This window comes from Mycolicibacter virginiensis, from assembly GCF_022374935.2.
Taxonomy (GTDB): Bacteria; Actinomycetota; Actinomycetes; order Mycobacteriales; family Mycobacteriaceae; genus Mycobacterium; species Mycobacterium virginiense.
In genome coordinates this window covers 2,415,347-2,435,251 of the sequence record NZ_CP092430.2, presented here as the reverse complement: position 1 = coordinate 2,435,251, position 19,905 = coordinate 2,415,347, and the positions used below count along the sequence as shown (strand labels likewise).

Below are 19,905 nucleotides of genomic sequence, written 5' to 3'. Positions count from 1 at the left end.
ATTTCTCGTATTGTGTCTCCCCGTGGGCCGACACGAGTTAGCCAGCCAGCGCAAACGATCATCGGTATTGATGGCGGCAGTCCTCGCACCAGCTGCATTGTTCTTTGCTGTGGGAGGTAGCGCCAATCCTGCGGTGCCGAAAGAATCCATTGCGGTGGTTGCTGAAGACAATTCACCAGGCGGTTTGCAGTTGGTAGCCGCACCGGCAGCGTCCCCGGAAGCGGGACCACCCGCGCGGTTTGCAGTGGCGTCACGAACGCGCACCGTGCCGAGGTTCCTGCCCGCCGGGGTAGCGCCCGAACGTGGCCTGCAGGTGCGCACGATCCAGGCCGCGCGCAGCATCAGCGACGCCTTTCCCCAGATCATGCAGATCGGTGGCGTACGGGCCGACGCGCTGCGCTGGCACCCCAACGGCTTGGCGCTCGATGTGATGGTCCCCAACCCGAGCAGCGCCGAAGGCATCGCGCTCGGCGATTCGATCGTGGCCTACGTGATGGAGAACGCCGGCCGATTCGGCCTGCAGGACGCCATCTGGCGCGGTGTCTACTACACACCCGGCGGCGGGGCCCAGCGCGGCGGCTACGGCCACTACGACCACGTCCACGTCACTACCACCGGCGGCGGGTATCCCAGCGGCAGCGAGGTTTACCTGCGCTGACGACCGACCTGACGGTCAGCGTCACCGACGGCGTCGCGCTGCTCACGCTGAACCGGCCCCAGGCCCGTAACGCCTACACCGCAACCATGGGGCGGCTGCTGAGCCAGGCCTACCGTGACTGCGACGCCGACGACGCGATTCGCGCGATCGTTCTGACCGGTGCCGGCGACGCCTTCTGCGCCGGAGCCGACCTGTCATCGCCGACAAGCCCCTTCGAGGCGCCCGAGGACTCCGGCGCGTTCACCGCCTCGCCGATAAGCCCGGCGGCATTCGAGTTGAGCACTCCCGTTATCGCCGCGGTCAATGGTCACGCCATCGGGATTGGGCTGACCATCGCTTTGCAGGCCGATATCCGGATCATGGCCGCGGACGCGAAATACGCCGTGCCACAGGTCCGCCGAGGCGTCGTTCCGGACTGCATGGCGCATTGGACGCTGCCCCGGCTGGCGGGCACCGCCGTTGCCGCCGAGGTGCTGCTGACCGGGCGCACGTTCGACGGGCATGAGGCCGCCCAGATGGGCATCGCCAGCCGCTGCTTGCCGACCGCGGACGTCCTCGACCATGCGCTCTCGGTCGCCCGTGACATTGCCGTCAATGTGGCACCGACGTCGGCGACGCTGAGCAAGCGGTTGCTGTGGGACACCGTGATCAACGGCTATGGCCCGCGGCAGGTCGCTGAGCTGGAAACCCAACTCCATCACCAGGTGATGGGGAGCCCTGACGCGCGCGAAGGCGTCGAGGCGTATCTCCAACGACGCGCACCCCGCTGGAGCACAACGCCTTAGCGCCCGGAGACCCCGGCGCCCAGCGGCCGGTCGACGAAGAAGTCCATCAGCGGCTCTGGTCCGCCCCCGTAGCTGGAGAAGTCGGTCACGCCGGCCTCCGCCAACACGTCGGCGTCGATGTAGCACTGGCCGCTGGCCTCGGCGGCCGGGCGCCGCAGAATCTCCACGGCGGCATCAGCCATGATCTGCGGGCTGCGCGCCTTCTCCAGTAACTCGCCGCCGTCGGGGGAGTTGGCCACCGCAGAGGTCGCGATGTAGGTCTCCGGCCACAGGCAGTTGCTCGCGATTCCGGCGTCGGCGTATTCAGCGGCCCAGCCCAGCGTCAGCAACGTCATTCCGTATTTGGACAGCGTGTAGGACGGGTGTACGCCCAACCAGTACGGGTTCATGTTGATCGGGGGAGCGATCGTCAGCACGTGCGGTGCCGCGGACTTGCGTAGGTGCGGCAGGCACGCCTTGGTCAGCAGGAATGTCCCGCGCACGTTGATGTCCTGCATGAGGTCAAACTTCTTGGCGGACAAATGCTCTGACGGCTCGGTCGCGATGGAGCTGGCATTGTTGACGCAGATGTCGATGCCGCCGAACCTGTCGACCGCGGCGTCCACGGCGCGCTGCACGTCTTCCTCGCTGCGCACGTCGCCCACGACCGCCAGAGCCTTTCCGCCGGCTTCCTCGATCTCGGCGGCCGCGGTGTGCACGGTGCCGGGCAGTCGCGGATGCGGCTCGCCAGTCTTGGCCAACAGCACCACGTTGGCGCCTAGTCGTGCCGCGCCCAGTCCGATGGCCAGGCCGATACCGCGGCTTGCGCCGGACACCACCATGGTGCGGCCGGAGAATTCGGTGCCTGCCACCTGCTGACTCCCTGTCGTCGATGCATGTGGAGCAGCGGACCTTCCGATTGGTTTCGCCAGCCCCACGTCCGGCCGCAAGCGTGACAGTTTGGCGCAGAATTGTAAAGCCTGTCAGGAAGCGTCGGGGGCCTTGAGTGCGGCGGCCAGCATGGTCGCCGTCAGCCGGACCATCGCCTCGCGATCCGCGGTCACGGGCCGCTGCAAGGCGATGCGCAGGCACGCGCTCGACGTCACCCCCATAGTCACGAACACCAGATCGTCCAACTCCGCGGGCGACAGATCCGGCCGCGCCCTGCTCGGGATGACGCTGCCCAGCGGCAAAAGACTGCGCTCAATCTCATCCATCGCGGTGTGGTTGAGGTAGGGCGGTAGGTCAAAAGATGAGGATGTCAGCGCGGCGAGCAGGATCGGGCCGTGCTGCTCGTACGCGGCCGTCAGGGTGTCGACGATAAGCAGCGCCGCCTGGTCCACCTCAAGATCGATGGCTTGGCCGACGCCGCGCACCAGTTGGAACGAGATGTCGCGGGTGGCATCGTCCACCAGCTCGGCGATGATGGCGGCGCGATCCGGAAAATACCGATAGACAGTGCCGATGCTGACATGTGCAGTGTCAGCAATGCTCTGCGTGGTCAGCGTTTCCACACCGCGTCGCGCGATTAGCTGGCGGGCGGTGTCGAGCAGGCGGCTGCGCATCTCGCGGGCGCGCTGCTGCTGTGGCCGCGACCGTGCCTGCGCGGGCATAGCACCCCCGGATGAAAGTGAGTAGTAGGTGAGGCATTCTCATGTTCTCATAGCTGTATGGCAAACGTGTCCAATGTCCCCAATGCCGACCTAGCCGTTGCGCGATACGGCCAGGCCGGCCGCGACTGGATCGCCGGGACACGGATCGCCGACCCGCTGGCCGATGCCGTGGTAGCCGATTTCGCCGCGCTGCCTAGCGGGGCGGGGATGGCCATGTTTCGGGCAGCGGTCCAGCACGGCATCGACTCTGTCGAGTCGCCGCCGGAATCGCTGCGGGCATTGTTCGACCAGATTGACCACGAGCCCGACTGGCTCGACCACGACCGCCTGGATAGGGCCGCGGGTCATATCGTGCGCCACACCGCGTCCTACGGCATCGTCTTGGGTGCGGCCTCGTTGACTGCCGGTGCCATGAACGCCGCCGCCGGGATGCCGTTGGTGTTGACCGGCCGCTACACCAGCCAGGCCGCCGTGCGGTCGATCGAGGTCGGCGCGTGGCTGGAGGAGATCCTGACGCCCGGCGGCCTGCGGCGCGACGGCGCCGGTCTGGCCACGACGTTGCGGGTCCGAATGATTCATGCGTTCGTCCGGCGTCATCTGCTGGCCGAGAACGACTGGAACAGCGATGCGTGGGGTGCACCCATTCCGCAGAGCTACATGGCGTTCACCATCGTTGAGTTCGGTCGGATCGCCCTGGCAGCGATGCACCAACTGGGGGTTCGCTATACCCAAGACGAACTCGACGACATCTACCACTTCTGGCGCTACGTCGGTCTCCTCAACGGTGTTGCACCCGAGCTGAATCCGGCCACCGAAGCCGATCAGATCCGCATCGCCGAACTGTATGCGCTGACCGCGGTGGAACCCGACGACGGGGACCGTGACTTCGTCCGCGCATTGACGCACGACTATCTGGCGCGCGAGATCGCCGAGCTAATGCCGTTCGGGGGAGCCTGGAAGCACCGCGTCGGTGTGAACATCATCAATGGCATGACCCGGGCGTTTCTCGGTGACGCCAACGCCAGCCGGCTTGGTGTGGCGGACACGGCCTTCAAGTACCTGCCGCGGGTACTGGGCCCGGCCGTCGGCGGGGTCAACGAGGTACTGGCGCGCATCCCCGGGGTCAATGAACTGCGGACCCGGCGCGCTTTGGCCAACTATCCGCGGCTGATGGCCGAACAGCGGCAGCGTTACGGAGTACACCACGATCTGGTCGATGCCGCACCCGACAATGGCGGCCATCCCGCGGCAGCGCGCTCCGCGTAGGCGGTCGACGGAACGCCGGCGACGCCAACCCATTCGAAGTCCTTACGGAGTTCATCGCCGACGACCGGCTACGCTGCGCTACATGGCGCTGCTGGCCGGTACAGAATTCGCTGGTTACACCATCGTCAGAAGTATTGGCGCAGGCGGGATGGGCGAGGTGTATCTCGCCGAACATCCACGCTTACCCAGGCGTGACGCCCTGAAGATCTTGCCCGAAGCGTTTACCGGCAATCACGAGTTTCGGGGGCGGTTCGTTCGCGAAGCCGATCTTGCCGCAGGCCTTTGGCACCCGCACATCGTCGGCGTTCACGATCGCGGCGAGTTCGACGGCCGTCTGTGGATCGCTATGGACTACGTCGACGGCTGCGACGCCAGCCAATTGGTGCGTACCAAGCACCCCGCTGGCATGCCAGTAGCCGAGGTGACAACCATCGTCTCGGCGATCGCCGGCGCTTTGGACTACGCGCACCAGCGCGGTCTGCTGCACCGCGATGTCAAGCCGGGAAACATCCTGATCGAATCCGCGTCCTCCGGCCCGCCGCGTATCGCCCTGTCTGACTTCGGGATAGCCCGGGAGATCGTTGACTCTGCTGGACTCACGGCAACGAATCTGACGGTCGGGACTGTTGCCTACGCTGCACCAGAACAGCTGATGGGGCAGAGCCTGGACGGGCGGGCTGACCAGTACGCGTTGGCGGCGACCACATATCACCTGCTTACCGGCTCAGCCCCGTTTAGCAACTCCAACCCGGCAGCCGTGATTGGGCAGCACCTCACCGCGACACCGCCGAAGTTGAGCGCGTTACGTCCGGAGTTGGCTGCGCTTGACGAGGTACTCGGGAAAGCACTGTCCAAGGCCCCGGCAGATCGGTTCGCCACGTGTGCGGAGTTCGCATCCGCACTGAGCCAGGCCGAGAATGATGCTGACCGTTCGACCGTGCGACGCCAGGTCACGGCTACCCCCGCCGCAATTCAAACCCAGGAGAACCGTCGGCAACGCGGCCGGAAGCGTGGCGTCGCAATCTTGTCCGTGGTAACCGTCCTGATCGCCACTGTGGTGGCCATGGGGACCTATATCCGAAACCACCCGGCTACCCACGTCGAGGAGATTCACCCCATAGCCGCGACGGCGCCACTCGACGGAACATTTCGCTTTCAATACCGTCCCGCACAGTCGACCTTGATGGGTTCTCCGCATCCACTGCCGTACGAGGACTACGAGCGGTGGTGGGCGATGCGAACTAGCTGCAACCAATCCGCCTGTTTCGCCATTGGATTGCCATTGAATTCCGAGGATCACAATCGGCTGCAAGACAACGGGACTGCTACGCGCTTTCAGTTTGTCGATGGCAACTGGCACGAGTCTCCGAGGCGGAAACGCGATGATATGGACGCGTGTTCCATAGGCGCTGATGGCACGATGGAGAAGGGCCAAGACACGACCGTAACGGCTTCGCAGCTGCAACCGCAGTCTGACGGATCGTTCCAGAGCACCGTAACCATGACAGTCATTACCAGTGAATGTGGGCGGCAAGGCGGGGTTTTCCAAACACCGTTCACAGCAGTGCGAGTCGGCGACAACCCGCCCGAGATCACCATGCCAGATCCGATAATCGCTGAGCTGCCTACTCCTGAAACTATGACGGGCCCCGTCTTGGCTGGCGCGTATCAACTGACTCTCAATACCGGCCAAACCCGTTCCGATGGCACTTTCAACCACACCAGCGACGTACTACGCCAGTGGTGGGCGTATCGATCACGATGCACAGCGTCAGGATGCGTAGCCACCGCAGCCGCCCTCGATGAAGCTAACCCCACCCAAGCCACAGGACTGGCCAGTGTTCTGCGACTGGTCGATGGCCGCTGGCACCAGATGTCAACACCAATCCGCGTCCCCTGCGACTCCGACCCCACCCGCGAACACACCACAGATAATTCTCTGACACTGAATCCGCTACCCGATGGCACCCTCAGTGGGACATACAGATACACGATCAATTCGAACGAATGCGGCGGTAAGGGGTCATGGTTCGAGGTCCCTGTTACTGCAGTGCGCGAAGGAGAGGTCCCGGCGAGCGTCACTGTCGCCGATCCGGCCCTGTTCGGCTGACTCTCGAATTGCTATCTCCTGCGTGTGATTGCGAGACCGCCGCATGGGGTAGTGCTACTAGATCGACGCCCAAAGTGGGGGTCTAGGCACTCCCGAAGGAGGTCTCACTATGTTCGTTCTTCGCGTGGCATTCGCCGCGGCTGTGGCGTTAGCGCCTGTGGCGTATGTGACAACGGTAGAGCCCGCGGTGGCCTCGGCTCAGCCGCCTGACTGCGGTCCGGGCAACTGGTGGAATCCCGGAGCCAATGCGTGCCAGCCCACCGCGCCGCCGAACTGCGGTCCGGGTAACTGGTGGAATCCGGCAGTCAATGCGTGCCAGCCGGTAACGCCGCCACCGCCGCGGTAGCACTGCGGCACTCGGCGATGGCGGTCAACTGCCCCAGGCAATGGCCGCCATGGCTGAGTAGCCCTCTCGGACACTGCGATAGCGAGGTGCCCATCCGGTGGCCTCGCGAAAGCGTTTGTTGCTGACACGCAGTGATCTGGTCATCGACGTGGTGCGATCGCCGAGCAGCAGCGCCAACCGACCCGGCCCAGTGATCCATGGCCTGACACCAGCGGAATCGGCTAGCGCCTGGGTGTTCTGCGACTTGGTGACCGGCTCGTCATCGACGACGTTGTAGGTGCCGGCGGCGCAGGTCAGTGCGGCAACCACTGCGCTGGCCGCATCGGTGAGGTAGATCGACGACATGTAGGAGTCGCGGCGGCCGGCCTGGAACGCCACGTGACGCCGGGCCATATCTATGATCTGTTCGCTATGCGCCGCTCCTGGCCCGTAGAACAGCCCGAACCGCAAAATGACTGCATCGCCGCCGGTTTCGGCGAATCGCCGCGCGCTGTCCTCGGCCGCGTGGTTGCCTGTGGAGCTGGGGTAGTGGTCGACGGGGCAATCCTCGTCAAGCCAGCGATCCGCTCCATCGCGGTAGAGCATCGCCACCGACTCTTGCACCACTCGCGAAACCCCTGCCGCGTGCGCTGCGTCGACGACCGCCGCCGACCCCTCGGTACGGATGCGATGACACTGCTCCCAGGCGGATTTCAACACGAACCGCTGCGGAGACGGAAGTGCCGAAGCCATGTTCACCACCGCATCGTGGCCGCGAAACGCCTCGCTGAGCGCATCGCGATCGAACAGCGACACCTGAAGCGGGGTAGCACCCTGGCTGGCCACGACCGATGCCTTCGCGTCATTTCGCACCATCGCGGTGACCTCGTGGCCGGCGGCGATCAGTGCGGGCACCGCGTGGCTGCCGATCGCGCCGGTACCGCCCGTGACGAACACGCGCACTGCTAGCACCTCCTGGGAAGTTCGCCGATCTCTACATGTTGCCTCAGCCGATGTAGCGCGGCTAGTGCATGTCAATTTTCTTTTGCCATAACCGTTTTCACGACAGCTGGGCCGGACAGGGCCTACATGCCGTTTCGTCACAGTGACGTATTGATCCAGCGGCGCCCGGGAGAGGAGAGGGTAGTGGATACCTGCCGCGCAGGGCCTTCGCCGCATCGCCAACTACGATCGCAACGAGCCGCCCAACCCGCGGCACTCCAACGCTAGCGCGGAGATGTGTTGCAACCAATGAGCCAATCACTACTCAGTGCCCGGGTTCTCGTCCTCGTCGGCAGCTTGCGATCCGGTTCGCTTAATCGTCAGCTGGCCGCGACGGCCATCAACCTTGCGCCCCCTCAGATCGAGCCGATTCTGTTCGATCGTTTAGGCGAGTTGCCGCATTACAACGAAGACCTCGACGTTGCACCGGCCAACGAAGCTGTCGAAGCTCTTCGCGCAGAGGCGGCCAACTCCGACGCCCTGTTGGTGGTCACTCCCGAGTACAACGGCGGTTTGCCCGGCGTCGTCAAGAACGCGTTCGATTGGCTCTCACGCCCGTACGGCGAGGCCGCATTGACCGGCAAGCCCGCAGCCGTGATCGGCACCGCGCTGGGCCGCTATGGCGCGGCCTGGGCGCACGCGGACGCACGAAAGACGCTCGCGATCGCCGGCGCGAAGGTACCCGACGACATCGAACTGTCGATCCCGGCCAAGAACTTCAACGGGCTACATCCGCAGGAGTCAGAGGAAGTAGTCGAATCGCTGCGCGGAGTCTGGTCACAGCTGATTCGCCACTTGCAGAGCTGATTTCGGGCCGACGTCCGTCTAAGAAATCACCGGGCGCTGCCGGCAAGGTAGCTGCAGAGCATCGTGACGATCGCGTCTTCCGCTACGTCGGCGGCAACCGGGGTGGGTGTTGCGATAAGTCGGTGGACCAGCGCTTCGATGGTGGCGACGGTGACCTGTGCGGCGGTCGTGAGATCGCTGACGTTCACCTCGGGGTACGCAGCGAGTAGCTGTACGGTGGATGCGACCGCCATGCGTTCGAGATGGTGCAGGTGGTCGAGGAACTCGGGGGATCGCGGAGCTTCCTCGAAGAGCACTCGATGCAGCCCCGGGTCTTCGCGATGGTTGTCGATGGCCGAGCGGACAAAGACTCGGAGCGTGTCCTCAAGGCGGTCGGGCAGGCCGTCGGCGGTGCGTTGGACCAGCAGTTCCCTACCCGCCTCGACGTGCTGGTCCATCAGGGCGCGCAGGATCGCATCCTTGTTCGGGAAGTACTGATACAGCGAACCGATGGACAGCTCCGCAATTTCAGCGATGCGGTTGGTGGTGCCCTTCGAATAGCCGCGCTCGGAAAAAACTTGAGCAGCAGCATCGAGGACCCGTTGCCGAGTCTCCTTGGCACGGTCCTGTTTCGGCTGCTTACGGGGGCGGTACCGGTCTGGTGGAGCGATTGCTGGACTCCTGCCGAAATGCGAGTAGTCAAACCAAGGAATTCGCCTCAGTATTGAGGTGATCCTAACAACGGCGAGGGGTTGCTCGGCGTCTCACAACAGCCCTGCGTAACCCAGATCAAGCACGCCAATCAAGCCAACAGAGGAATGACATGAGATCGGCTCGTACCGATGAACAGGTAATCCGCACAGCCAGCGTGATCGAGAGCCCGCCTGACTTGGTGTGGCGGCGGATCACCTCGCAGGACGGGATCAACGATGAGATGGGTCCGTATCTCAAGATGACTATGCCGCGCAGCTTCCGTGGCAATTCCATCGGCGACGTGACACCCGGCACTCGGATCGGCAAAAGCTACCTGTTGCTCTTCGGAGTCATCCCGGTCGGCTTCGACGACATCACAATCGCCAGGATCGAGCCGGGTCGGATGTTCCGAGAAGAGTCTCGAATGACCGGAATGCGTATTTGGGTGCATCACCGCACCCTGGAGCCAACGAACGGTACCGCCGGCGAGACAACCATCGTCACCGACGAGATCACCGTAGCTCCGCGGACGCTATTAGGACTCATCCCTGGATCGAGCACACTAGTGCGCACCATCCTCGGGCACTTCTTCGCTCATCGTCACCGGCGGCTGGCGCGGACGATGCGCACCCGTGGTAGCTCCGAGCCGCCTCAGGCCTGATTCGCCACTCCGAGAAGTGATTTCACGTCGATAGGGCGCTCCGGCCATACCTAATCATTTCGTCACTGTGACGTATTGACGCGGTGGACAGGGGTGAGGCGGGGGGCGACTCCAGGTCAGTCGCGGCCGGCGTCGCGCCGCGAATAGCGGCGAGCGTATCCGAGGCGGCGACGCACCTGCGCGGGATCTTTGGCGGCGCGGCCGGCGCCGCGACGCTTGTGTGGTTTGCGCAGCGGGCAACCGCGCCAAGACCGAGACGGGTGATGGTTGGCCATGGTGTCACTCCAGGGGTGACTCCGCATACAAGGCGAAGGAAACGACGATACAGATCCGACCCGGCCTCTTCCAGCAGGTATCCCTAACGCCGATAACGTACATTATGTCAGTTTATGTACGCCATGTTCATTGGACGAATCACGGGGTCACCCTCCGTTCCCCGTAGGCTCACCGCATGCACGAAGTGACTCTGGCCAGCGCCGGTGAAGCGGCACTGCTGACCGTCGGACTGTCGGTCTATCCAGCGTTGATCCTCGTCATCATTGCTGTGGCGATCGACAGCGCCCGCCGACACCGACACCGCCGCGCGATCTACGCCGTGGTCATGGCGGGCGTGCTGATCCTGATCGGGCTGGTTGCGGCGATTTTCAGCAGCATCGCGTGAACCCGGCAGCGTGAGCTCAGCGACTCGATCCGACGGCTAGCGCGGCTTCCTGTCCACTCGATGCGGCCTCGCTGCTCGATGGACAGCCATATTGGTGGACACTATGGCGTGGCCCTTTCTGCAACGGTATTCAAAGTCGAACTTGGCGTCTCCGATGTCGATCACGGTTACTACGCCGATCACGCGCTGACCGTGGCCCGTCACCCCAGTGAGAACGATGAGCGCATGGTGGTGCGGCTGTTGGCCTTTGGGCTGCGCGCGCACCGCCTCGCCGACGTCGACGGTGAGTTGGCGTTCGGGGCGGGCCTGTCCACACCCGGCGTACCGGACTTGGCGCTCACCGACTACACCGGCCGGATCCTGGAGTGGATCAACGTCGGCCAGCCCGACGAACGCGCCTTGGGCAAGGCGGCCGGCCAGGCCGACCAGGTGCTGCTGTTCCCCTTCGCTTCGGGCGTGGCCACCTGGTGGCGCACCGTCGGCCCCAAAGTGGCCGGGCTGCCGAACCTGTCGGGGGGGTGTCAGATGGTCTGTGTAGGTCCGGGAAGCGGAAGGATCTCAGGACGTGACGACAGACAGGGATGTGGACTCGCAGTTGGTTGAGGCTGGCTCCACGGTGGAGATGGCCGAGGCGCTTCGGGCCTCGGGCACGGTGGATGAGCTGCTGGCTCAGATCGATACCGGACAGGTTGCGCTGACCGGTGAGGGCGGCTTGTTGCCCGGCTTGATCAAGCTCGCCTTGGAGCGGGGTTTGGCGGCCGAGCTGACTGATCACCTGGGCTATGAGAAGGGTGATCCGGTCGGCCGGGAGCTGCCCAATGCCCGTAACGGCGCGTCACCCAAGACGGTGCTAACTGAGGCGGGCCCGGTGCCTTTGGATGTGCCTCGGGACCGGGACGGTTCGTTCACCCCGCGGCTGGTGCCCAAGGGCCAACGCCGCATCGGGGGCCTCGATGACATGATCATCTCCCTGTATGCCGGTGGAATGACATTGCGAGACATCCAATTTCACCTGGCCTCCACGATCGGCGCCGAGGTCTCCCATGAGACGATCTCCAAGATCGTCGACGAGATCTCCGATGAGGTTTTGAGCTGGCAGCGCCGGCCGCTGGAGTCGCTGTACCCGGTGATCTACCTCGACGCGATGATCGTGAAGGTCAAAGACGGCGGCCATACCCGCAACAAGGCCGCTCACATCGCCGTAGGCGTCGATATGGCCGGGATCAAGCATGTTCTGGGCATCTGGGTCCAGAACAACGAAGGAGCGGCGTTCTGGGCGTCGGTGTGTGCTGACCTGGCTAACCGCGGGATCAAGGACGTGCTGATCGTCTGCTGCGACGGGTTGACCGGGTTCCCCGAGGCGATCGCGGCCACCTGGTCACAGGCCACCGTGCAGACGTGTGTGGTGCACTTAATCCGCAACGCGCTGCGATTCGTGTCCTACAGCGACCGCAAGGCCGTAGCCAACGCCCTCAAACCCGTGTACACCGCGGTCGACGCCGACGCTGCCCGCGCCGAGCTTGATGCCTTCGGGGCATCGGAATTGGGCTCCAAGAACCCGACGGTGACCAGGGTCTTCGATCGGGCCTGGGAGCAGTTCATTCCGTTCCTGGCATTCCCACCTGAGCTGCGGCGGGTGATCTACACGACGAACTCGATCGAGTCGCTGAACTACCAGATGCGCAAAGTCATCAAGACTCGCGGCCAGTTCCCCAACGACGCCGCCGTGGTGAAGTTGCTCTGGTTGGCGATCTGCAACATCGAGGACAAACGGGCCGCTGATCGGGCCAAGGAACGCGGCCAGAAACGTTGCCGAACAGCCCCCGGACGGCTCGTGGAAGGACAGGTGGTCACCAACTGGAAGAAGGCCCTCGAACAGCTCACGCTGGTCTACCCAGATCGCATCGATCCGTATCTGTAAGCACCACAACCGAACTATTCAGGCAGACGACTTACACAGAAAACTTGACACGCTCCCTGTCGGTGCTGCAGATACCGCACGCACCGGTGCAGCAGCTGGCTCAGACTGTCGATCGACGGGTCTCGGCGCAGGTAATGCTGATGGAAGGCCAGGTGACGATGACCGTGGGCGGTGTCGACGTCACCTTCACGCCCGAGCCATTGCAGTGAACATCTAAGCGCCGCGATCGCTGGCTAATCGTCCTCGGCGTCATCGCGGTGCGCGGCCTCGATCACCTCGGGCGGCACCGGTTTCTGCAACCACGCCCGCATCCGCATCAGCCCACCGGCGATCGTCCCGACGGCGAGCAAGGCAACGATGATCCAGAGCGCGGGCGACATACAGCAATTGTCCCCTGGCCCCGGGTGGTGTCCAGTGCACACTGATCTCCATGGGCAAGCTCATCTACGGCTTCAACGTGTCGGTGGACGGCTACATCGCCGACGCACAAGGCAGCATCGACTGGAGCGAGCCGAGCGACGAACTGCACCAGTACTGGAACGACTTCGAACGCGAGACCGCGCTGTCGTTCTACGGGCGGCGGCTCTACGAACTGATGGCCGCTTACTGGCCCACTGCCGACGAGGCCCCGGACGCTCCCCCGTTGATCGTCGACTTCGCCCGCATCTGGCGCGCCATGCCCAAGGTCGTGTTCTCACGCACCCTGGAGTCGGTCGACTGGAATTCCCGCCTGGAGCGCGGCGACCCGGTCGAGGTGGTGTCGAAGTTGAAAACCGAAACCGACGGCAACCTGGAGGTGGCCGGCGCGACGCTGGCGGCACCGATCGTGCAGGCCGGACTCGTGGACGAATTCCGGATCGTGATCGCCCCCACCGCCGTGGGCGGCGGCACCCCATTCTTCCCGACCCTGCCGTCCTGGATCTCGCTGCGGCTGTTGGAGAACCGCAGCTTCCCGGGCGGCACGGTGCTGCTGCGCTACGCGGCTAAGCACGACTGAACCAACAGAGGAGTCGCCGCTAGGCCCACGGTACGCGGGCACCACACTCCGTGATCGTCTCCGACTTGGCTCCCCTGCTATCCGGTGATGCGTCGAGCAGTGTCGCCTCCTGACCGGGTTACTCGACCGTTCCTGGCGCTGCCGTTGTCTCCGGACGACTTGTCAGACCCTGCTGCCATGCTGATGTCATGTCCTCGACCGCGACCGCCGCCAGCGCCGAAACGCGTCCTGACCAGCGCCTCGAGGTGCTCTTCGAGGAACTGTCGGAATTGACCGGTCAGCGCAACGCGATCGATGGCCGCATCGTGGAGATCGTCGCCGAGATCGACCACGACGAACTGTGGGGCGCTACCGGGGCACGCTCGGTCGGCGCGCTGGTGGCCTGGAAGACCGGCGTATCGCCGGGCAACGCGCACACCATCGCGACGGTGGCGCACCGACTCGAAGCGTTTCCCCGCTGCGCCCAAGGGATGCGGGAAGGCCGCTTCTCCCTCGACCAGGTCGGCGTCATCGCCGGGCGGGCAACCGAGGGTTCCGACGAGCACTACGCACAATTGGCCGGCGTAGCCACGGTCAACCAGCTACGCACCGCGGTCAACCTGGAACCACGCCCCGACCCCGGTCCGCGGCCCGACCCGCAGCCGGCGATCACCAAGAACTCCAACGCCGAACTCGACATCTGGCGCATCGCCTTGCCGCACACCGAATCAGCGATCTTCGACGCCGCACTGCAATCGCATCTCGATGCTCTCATCGCCGCGTGGAACCGCGACCGCGACACCAGCAGCGCCACACCCGACAACACTCCCCCGATGCCGACCCAGATCGACGCCTTCCTAGCGCTGGTCGAAACCGGCTGGGACACCGAGGTGCGCCGACGACCGCACGGTCAGCGCACCACGGTGGTGGTGCATCTTGATGTCCAACAGCAGATCGGCGCCCTGCACCTGGGCCCCCTACTCTCGGAAGCCGAGCGGCAGTACCTGACCTGTGACGCCACCTGCGAAGTGTGGTTCGAGCGTGCCGGCGAAGTGATCGGGTGCGGTCGATCGACCCGCACCATCAGCCGTCGACTGCGCCGCGCCCTCGAACACCGCCACGCCACCTGTGCTGTTCCCGGCTGCAGCGCCACCCGCGGCCTGCACGCCCACCACATCCGGCACTGGGAAGACGGCGGCGCCACCGAACTGAACAACCTGGTACTGCTCTGCCCCTACCACCACCGGCTGCATCACCGCGGCATCATCACCATCACCGGACCTGCCGAGAATCTCGTTGTCACCGATGCCGACGGCCGACAACTCCACCGAGGATCACTGGCCCGCCCACCCCGCACCCCAGCACCGGTAGTCGCACCCTGCCCCGGACCGACCGGCGAACGCGCCGACTGGTGGTGGTACCAACCCTTCCAACCCCAAGCCCCACCAAGCACCAACTAGATCGGCCGCGAGTGGAGCGCACAGTCCGCTAGGTGCAGAGAAGCTGCCTGTTGAGCATGCAATTCACCGGTGGCGAGTATGTCCCGGACACCACGCCTCGAAAACCACCCCTGGCGGTGCCGCCCGGCGCGATGATCCGATTCCAATTCGCCGGGGCCAGAACATAGTGCGTGCCGGATCGGCCAACGCTGCTGTTCCACGCGTGCGAGATGGATTCATTGGCCGGCAGGTCGAATTCAAGCCGCCAATCGGTCATCGGCACCGAGCTCCAGTTGGTGATGGTGAAGCGGGCGATGAAGCCGGTCTGCCACGTCGAGGTCACCGACAACGTCGCGGTGGCCGCGGCCGCATGAGCCACCGCGCTGGTAGCGAATCCGAGGATGGCCACCATCGCCACCGCCAGGCCAACGTGAAGCGCTGTGCACCAGCGTTTCACGCGACTGTGGAGTACTGCGCCCATAGCAGCCAACACTAAAGCCGAATGGGCGCTATCGCCCCTGTCCCCGCCGCTCCCCTGCAGTACCTTTGCTCAACTGAAACCGTCACGTGACGTCAGTCGGCGTCGTCATGCAGTTGGTCGATCCGGGTGACACCCTCGATATCAGCAAGTATCCGCGTTGCCTCGACGACGCGGGGACCCGACAAGGTGATCGTGACACCGACGTGATCGGCGGTCTGGCTGTGCGATCCAAGGGGCAATCCCACCGTCGCGGGCGAGGTCGCAGGTGAATCGGTGACCAACGAGGTCAGATGCCAGCTGTGCAGATCGCACGCCTCCAACAGTTTCCGCAGGATTCCCCGGCCGTCCTGGTAGATGACATGCACGCGTACCGAACCGGGCAGTCGCGTCGCCATCCGTCGCACCGACGGCGCGATCCCGATCACGATCACGAAGTGCAGCATGGTCACCACCACGGCCAACAACAGCAGCCCCGCAGCGGCGGCCATCCCGATCGCCGCCGACTCCCAGATGGCCGCCGCGGTGGTCAGCCCGATCACCGCACCACGGCGCGTGATGATCAGGCCCGCTCCCAGAAAGCCGATGCCCGACACAATCTGCGCCGCAACGCGCGACGGGTCCAGGATCACCGTGCCCGCGGCGATGACGTCACCGAACCCGTACTTGCTGACCAGCAGAATCAATCCCGCTGACGTGCCGACAATCGTCTGGGTACACAACCCGGCGCTTTTGCCCCGGATCTCGCGTTCCAGACCGATGAGCGCGGTCAACGCGAACGCCGCCACCAACTCGACGACCTGCCGGGTCCCCTGACCTGTTCCGCTGAAAAACCCCTGCGCCAGCCACGTAGTCATCGAGGGGGGTTACCACTTATCGAGAACGGCTACACCTACGCAGCTGATCGGTCCACCCGCGGTGCCCACGGGATCATCAACAGGGCTACCGTTGCCCAGGGGCGAAGTCACTGTCCGCGACAAGGAGCCGACATGTTGAAGCACGAGATCCATGGAACTGGTGAGCCCTTGGTGCTCGTCCACGGGATCACGCACCGCAGGCAGGCCTGGTATCCCGTACTCGAGCACCTCACCGACCATCGCACCGTCGTGCTCTTCGACCTGCCCGGTCACGGCGAATCGCACGACTTTGTGGTTCGCAACGACGACGTACAGGGAACCCTGCGCGACGAACTGGTCGGGCTCTTGGACCAGCTGGGACTTGAGCGCCCGCACATTGCCGGGAACTCCCTGGGCGGCCGGATCGCGATGGAGGCCGCCGCAGACAATCTGGTCTCGAGCGCGACCGTGCTCTCCCCCGCGGCGTATTGGCACAACGCCATCGACTTCGCCTACATCCGTCTGCTCTTCACGTGGCTGACGACCAGCGCCCGCCTGCTGGCCCCCGTGGTGCCAAGGCTCGCTCGTTCGCCGCGGGCACGGCACATCATGGGCGGGGTGGTGTCAGCCCACCCCGAGCGGATCCCGGCCGACGAATTCATAGGCGACCTCAACGGCATGCGGCGGGCCATTCCCGCCATGAAGAAGATCTTCCCGGCCGCCGAAGTGTTCGACCGCGAGATCCCGGCCGACATCCCAGTGACCGTCGCATGGGCCGCGCGTGACCGGATCCTGCTGCCCTACCAAGCGCGGATCGCCGAGAAGCGACTCCCCCAGGCCCGCCACATCCGACTGCCCGGGTGCGGCCACGTCCCGATGGCCGACGACCCCGAGCTCGTGGCACGCGTCCTGCTCGAGGGTAGCGCTCCCAGCGCGCGGGCCGAGGCTTCGTAGCAAGCCCTTAGTGATCCACTATGCGGCCGGCGCGGATGCTTGAATAGGCCGTGGCCAACCGCATCAAATCCCTGCTCGGCGTCGCCTATCCCGTCGTCCAGGCCCCGATGACCTACATCGCGCGCGCCGAACTCGCCGCTGCGGTGTCCGAGGCGGGCGGGCTCGGCGTGATCGAGACCCTCACTCCCGAGGGGCGTGTCGATCTGCAACGGGTACGCGAGCTCACCGACAAGCCGGTGGCGGCCAACCTGATGATCCAGGGATGGAAGGGCGACCCTTCGATTGTCGACACCCTGGCCGAAGCCGGCGTGCGCCATGTCTTCACCTCCGCCGGCGACCCGGCATTGTTCACCAAACCACTGCACGACGCCGGCATGACGGTGGTCCACGTGGTCGGCTCGCTCAAGGGCGCGCTCAAAGCCGCCGATGCCGGTGTCGATGCGCTGGTGGTTGAGGGCGTCGAAGGCGGCGGGTTCAAGTCACTGCTGGGCGCCTCAACCATGGTGCTGCTCCCCCTGGTCGCCGAGAACGTTGACCTGCCGATCATCGCCGCCGGTGGCATCTGCGATGCCCGCTCGGCCGCAGCGGCGCTGGTGTTGGGCGCCGAGGGCGTGCAGATGGGCACCCGGATGTTGGCCAGTCACGAATCCGCGGTGCACGCGAACTTCAAGGACGCCATTGTGGCCGCAAACGATTCCGGCACAGTGCTTCTCGACGTTCCCGGCAATCCGACCATGCGGGTCCTGCGGACCGGACTGGCCGCTCGGGTCGCTGCGCACGACCCGGATTCACGGCTGCTGGGAAAGATCACCGAGCTGTATTTCGACGGTGACATGGAGGCCAGCGTCGCCAACACCGGCCAAGTATCGTCCCGGATCGTCGATCTTCTTCCGGTGGCCGAGATCATTCGCCGCACGTGGGACGAGATCGAAGCGGTGCTGGACGGCGCACGATCGCGAGCCGAGAGTTTGTGAACCTCGCCCGCAGATGAGCTCCGAGCGTCCATGATCATGCAATGGTTCGCCAGAGTCGGACGGCCGACGCGTGACCTTGCCTGAGTCGGGGCCCGAATCCGGGCAGGATTCGCGGCGCCGCTCGAAATTCTCGCCCCTTCATCTGTTCGCCGTGCTCGGCGTCATCGCCGTCCCGGCATTCGGCTGGTTCGGTCAACATTGGTCGGGCGCAACGACCGTGGTCGTGTACTGGTTTGAGAACGTCACGATGTGTCTGCTCGTGATCGCCCGCATCGCCATACACCAGCGCCTGAATCCCAAGTACGGGCACTTCCGCTACCGCGGCCCTGGAACCGGCGGCCCGTCCAATTCGTCGTTCTTGAGCGGCTTCGCCCTGATCAGCCTGGTGTTCTGCGCGGCCCACGGCGTGTTCCTGGGGGCCATCCTCGCGCTGCTGATTCACAACCGAGCGCCCGAGCTTGCGATGATCGATCTGGACTGGCGCAGTGTCGGATGGGGATGCCTGGGCGTAGTGCTATTCCTGACGATGGAATTCCTCACCGACCTGGTCGACCTGCGCCGCTGGTCCTTCCGGGATATCGAGACCGCGGCCAACGTCGGCCTGGGCCGCGTCATGGTCGTGCACATGACGCTGCTTCTCGGATTCGCCGGGATTGCCGCGACGAACGCGCCCGGTGCGCTGTTCACGGTATTCGTCGTGCTCAAGAGTCTGGCCGCGCTCAGCGCGGTGGTTCCCCAATGGGAGCCGGCGAGGCCGCCACGCGGGCTCAGCAACCTGATGAATCGGCTCCCCAACGTGCACCCCGGCGAACGATTCGAGGACTTTTGGGTGAAGGACCAAGCCAACGAACGCGAGCGGCAACGACGCAACGAGCAGCCCTGGAAGACCGCCAGGCCCTAACGGAATACGACCGGATTGGTCGCCTCCCCATGGGCGGCCGCACCGAATATGGCGACGCCCACCGCACCTGCGACCGCGGTGCAGAACCCCAACGCCACCAGCCAGCCCAGCCCGGCTCGCGCGGTATCCCCGAGCAGTGTCACACCGACGATGCCGGGCATCACCGTCTCGCCGACGACCAAGGCCGCAACAGCGCCGTTCACCGAACCCAGCTGCAGCGCAACGGTAAACAGGTAGAAGCCCCCGGCTCCGGCAATGGCGATCGCCCACAACGCGGGGTCCTTCAGCAAGACCGGCAACTGCAGCGGATCGACGCCGTCGACCACCCGGACCGCGATGGCCATCACCCCGTAGAGGACACCGGCGACCATGCCGGCGGCGATGGCGGCGCGGGCTCCCAGTAGGCGAATGAGACCAACCCCGAGCGCGGCGATCAGCATTGCCAGCCACAGCAGCGCCCAGTGCAGCCCCGATCCCGACGTGTCTGTACCGGCCTGACCAGAGCTGAGCCCCAACACGCACAGTGACACAATCACCGTCGCGATCGCCACCCAATCGCGGCGGCGCAGCCGAACGCCGAGCACAGCGATGCCGAGCACCGCGGTAACAACCAGATTGGCGCTGACGATGGTCTGCGACAGAAACAGCGGTATCAGCCGCGCCGAGACGATGTTGCCGGCGAAACCGATGACGTCGAGGACCATCCCGGCAATGAATGCCGTGGTCAGCACCGCGTTGGCGGTCGAGCGCAGGGTCGGTCGGCCGTCGGACGTGACGAGGGCACTCTCCACCGCAGGAGAATTCCGTGCACCGTAAGCCTGCAGGACCGACGCAACCCCGTACCCGAAACAGGCCAGCAACGCTGCGGCCACCCCGATCAGCACGCC

General features: G+C 64.9%; 23 protein-coding genes and 1 pseudogene. 15 read left to right on the top strand and 9 right to left on the bottom strand.

Translation table 11 applies throughout. From position 1 onward, the window contains the following. The first annotated feature begins 22 nt into the window (after positions 1-22). Complete coding sequence (locus MJO54_RS11740; RefSeq protein WP_174549787.1) at positions 23-658, top strand: VldE C-terminal domain-containing protein; 636 nt, start codon at positions 23-25, stop codon at positions 656-658. After that, positions 655-1,443, top strand: a complete 789-nt coding sequence (locus MJO54_RS11735) for an enoyl-CoA hydratase/isomerase family protein (protein ID WP_064889424.1) — start codon at positions 655-657, stop codon at positions 1,441-1,443. Before MJO54_RS11740 ends, MJO54_RS11735 begins: the two co-directional genes overlap by 4 nt. Here MJO54_RS11735 and MJO54_RS11730 read toward each other — a convergent pair. Next, the gene (locus MJO54_RS11730) at positions 1,440-2,264 is read right to left on the bottom strand and encodes an SDR family oxidoreductase (RefSeq protein ID WP_065153361.1); all 825 of its coding nucleotides are present in this window, start codon (positions 2,262-2,264) and stop codon (positions 1,440-1,442) included. The genes MJO54_RS11735 and MJO54_RS11730 overlap by 4 nt on opposite strands. Positions 2,265-2,405: 141 nt before the next feature. After that, on the bottom strand, positions 2,406-2,987 hold the full coding sequence (locus tag MJO54_RS11725; RefSeq protein WP_065153360.1) for a TetR/AcrR family transcriptional regulator: 582 nt from the start codon (positions 2,985-2,987) through the stop codon (positions 2,406-2,408). 105 nt (positions 2,988-3,092) lie between these two features. Here MJO54_RS11725 and MJO54_RS11720 point away from each other — a divergent pair, with 105 nt between their 5' ends. Both MJO54_RS11720 and MJO54_RS23645 read left to right on the top strand, forming a co-directional pair. Continuing rightward, positions 3,093-4,301, top strand: a complete 1,209-nt coding sequence (locus tag MJO54_RS11720) for an oxygenase MpaB family protein (protein WP_065153306.1) — start codon at positions 3,093-3,095, stop codon at positions 4,299-4,301. An 82-nt stretch (positions 4,302-4,383) separates the two neighbouring features. After that, the gene (locus tag MJO54_RS23645; protein ID WP_065153305.1) at positions 4,384-6,411 is read left to right on the top strand and encodes a serine/threonine-protein kinase; all 2,028 of its coding nucleotides are present in this window, start codon (positions 4,384-4,386) and stop codon (positions 6,409-6,411) included. A 198-nt stretch (positions 6,412-6,609) separates the two neighbouring features. On the opposite strand, the gene MJO54_RS11710 is transcribed toward MJO54_RS23645, so the two are convergent. Further along, complete coding sequence (locus tag MJO54_RS11710) at positions 6,610-6,768, bottom strand: hypothetical protein (RefSeq protein WP_165604589.1); 159 nt, start codon at positions 6,766-6,768, stop codon at positions 6,610-6,612. A gap of 13 nt (positions 6,769-6,781) precedes the next feature. Beyond that, positions 6,782-7,699 carry an NAD-dependent epimerase/dehydratase family protein gene (locus MJO54_RS11705; protein ID WP_065153304.1) on the bottom strand — a complete coding sequence of 306 codons (918 nt, stop codon included), beginning with the start codon at positions 7,697-7,699 and terminating at the stop codon, positions 6,782-6,784. A gap of 288 nt (positions 7,700-7,987) precedes the next feature. Here MJO54_RS11705 and MJO54_RS11700 point away from each other — a divergent pair, with 288 nt between their 5' ends. After that, a complete protein-coding gene (locus MJO54_RS11700; RefSeq protein WP_065153302.1) occupies positions 7,988-8,545 on the top strand; it encodes an NAD(P)H-dependent oxidoreductase in 558 nt (185 codons plus the stop codon). A 26-nt stretch (positions 8,546-8,571) separates the two neighbouring features. Here MJO54_RS11700 and MJO54_RS11695 read toward each other — a convergent pair whose 3' ends face one another. Further along, positions 8,572-9,195 (bottom strand): TetR/AcrR family transcriptional regulator, encoded by a 624-nt coding sequence (locus MJO54_RS11695; protein WP_065153301.1) that lies wholly within the window; start codon positions 9,193-9,195, stop codon positions 8,572-8,574. 152 nt (positions 9,196-9,347) lie between these two features. Between MJO54_RS11695 and MJO54_RS11685 the strand changes: the two genes are divergently transcribed. The 5 genes and pseudogenes from MJO54_RS11685 to MJO54_RS11665 all read left to right on the top strand — a co-directional run. Next, the gene (locus MJO54_RS11685; RefSeq protein ID WP_065153300.1) at positions 9,348-9,878 is read left to right on the top strand and encodes an Rv1443c family protein; all 531 of its coding nucleotides are present in this window, start codon (positions 9,348-9,350) and stop codon (positions 9,876-9,878) included. A 451-nt stretch (positions 9,879-10,329) separates the two neighbouring features. Next, positions 10,330-10,539, top strand: coding sequence for a hypothetical protein (locus MJO54_RS11680; RefSeq protein ID WP_046283169.1), 210 nt, complete (start codon positions 10,330-10,332; stop codon positions 10,537-10,539). A 108-nt stretch (positions 10,540-10,647) separates the two neighbouring features. Continuing rightward, positions 10,648-11,142, top strand: coding sequence for a YaeQ family protein (locus MJO54_RS11675; protein ID WP_350355700.1), 495 nt, complete (start codon positions 10,648-10,650; stop codon positions 11,140-11,142). A 19-nt stretch (positions 11,143-11,161) separates the two neighbouring features. After that, positions 11,162-12,460, top strand: coding sequence for an IS256 family transposase (locus MJO54_RS11670; RefSeq protein ID WP_240175972.1), 1,299 nt, complete (start codon positions 11,162-11,164; stop codon positions 12,458-12,460). 53 nt (positions 12,461-12,513) lie between these two features. Further along, positions 12,514-12,669, top strand: a pseudogene (locus MJO54_RS11665) (YaeQ family protein); the annotation flags it as partial. A gap of 24 nt (positions 12,670-12,693) precedes the next feature. On the opposite strand, the gene MJO54_RS11660 reads toward MJO54_RS11665, so the two are convergent. After that, positions 12,694-12,840, bottom strand: a complete 147-nt coding sequence (locus MJO54_RS11660; RefSeq protein WP_105295707.1) for a hypothetical protein — start codon at positions 12,838-12,840, stop codon at positions 12,694-12,696. A 50-nt stretch (positions 12,841-12,890) separates the two neighbouring features. Here MJO54_RS11660 and MJO54_RS11655 point away from each other — a divergent pair, with 50 nt between their 5' ends. After that, on the top strand, positions 12,891-13,457 hold the full coding sequence (locus MJO54_RS11655; protein WP_046283171.1) for a dihydrofolate reductase family protein: 567 nt from the start codon (positions 12,891-12,893) through the stop codon (positions 13,455-13,457). Between the two features lie 188 nt (positions 13,458-13,645). Then, positions 13,646-14,896: an HNH endonuclease signature motif containing protein gene (locus MJO54_RS11650; RefSeq protein ID WP_046283172.1), complete on the top strand. Its 1,251-nt coding sequence runs from the start codon at positions 13,646-13,648 to the stop codon at positions 14,894-14,896. A gap of 28 nt (positions 14,897-14,924) precedes the next feature. On the opposite strand, the gene MJO54_RS11645 is transcribed toward MJO54_RS11650, so the two are convergent. Together MJO54_RS11645 and MJO54_RS11640 are read right to left on the bottom strand one after the other, a co-directional pair. Then, the gene (locus tag MJO54_RS11645; RefSeq protein ID WP_065153410.1) at positions 14,925-15,356 is read right to left on the bottom strand and encodes a cellulose-binding domain-containing protein; all 432 of its coding nucleotides are present in this window, start codon (positions 15,354-15,356) and stop codon (positions 14,925-14,927) included. A 92-nt stretch (positions 15,357-15,448) separates the two neighbouring features. After that, a complete protein-coding gene (locus tag MJO54_RS11640) occupies positions 15,449-16,210 on the bottom strand; it encodes an MgtC/SapB family protein (RefSeq protein ID WP_105295705.1) in 762 nt (253 codons plus the stop codon). A 132-nt stretch (positions 16,211-16,342) separates the two neighbouring features. Here MJO54_RS11640 and MJO54_RS11635 point away from each other — a divergent pair, with 132 nt between their 5' ends. The 3 genes from MJO54_RS11635 to MJO54_RS11625 all read left to right on the top strand — a co-directional run bounded on the left by MJO54_RS11635 (position 16,343) and on the right by MJO54_RS11625 (position 19,018). After that, positions 16,343-17,143 carry an alpha/beta fold hydrolase gene (locus tag MJO54_RS11635; protein ID WP_105295704.1) on the top strand — a complete coding sequence of 267 codons (801 nt, stop codon included), beginning with the start codon at positions 16,343-16,345 and terminating at the stop codon, positions 17,141-17,143. A gap of 50 nt (positions 17,144-17,193) precedes the next feature. Next, complete coding sequence (locus MJO54_RS11630; RefSeq protein ID WP_046283176.1) at positions 17,194-18,117, top strand: NAD(P)H-dependent flavin oxidoreductase; 924 nt, start codon at positions 17,194-17,196, stop codon at positions 18,115-18,117. A 70-nt stretch (positions 18,118-18,187) separates the two neighbouring features. Next, on the top strand, positions 18,188-19,018 hold the full coding sequence (locus MJO54_RS11625; protein WP_434006652.1) for a DUF6498-containing protein: 831 nt from the start codon (positions 18,188-18,190) through the stop codon (positions 19,016-19,018). On the opposite strand, the gene MJO54_RS11620 is transcribed toward MJO54_RS11625, so the two are convergent. Continuing rightward, the gene (locus MJO54_RS11620; protein ID WP_105295703.1) at positions 19,015-19,902 is read right to left on the bottom strand and encodes a hypothetical protein; all 888 of its coding nucleotides are present in this window, start codon (positions 19,900-19,902) and stop codon (positions 19,015-19,017) included. The genes MJO54_RS11625 and MJO54_RS11620 overlap by 4 nt on opposite strands. Between the last annotated feature and the right edge of the window lie 3 nt (positions 19,903-19,905).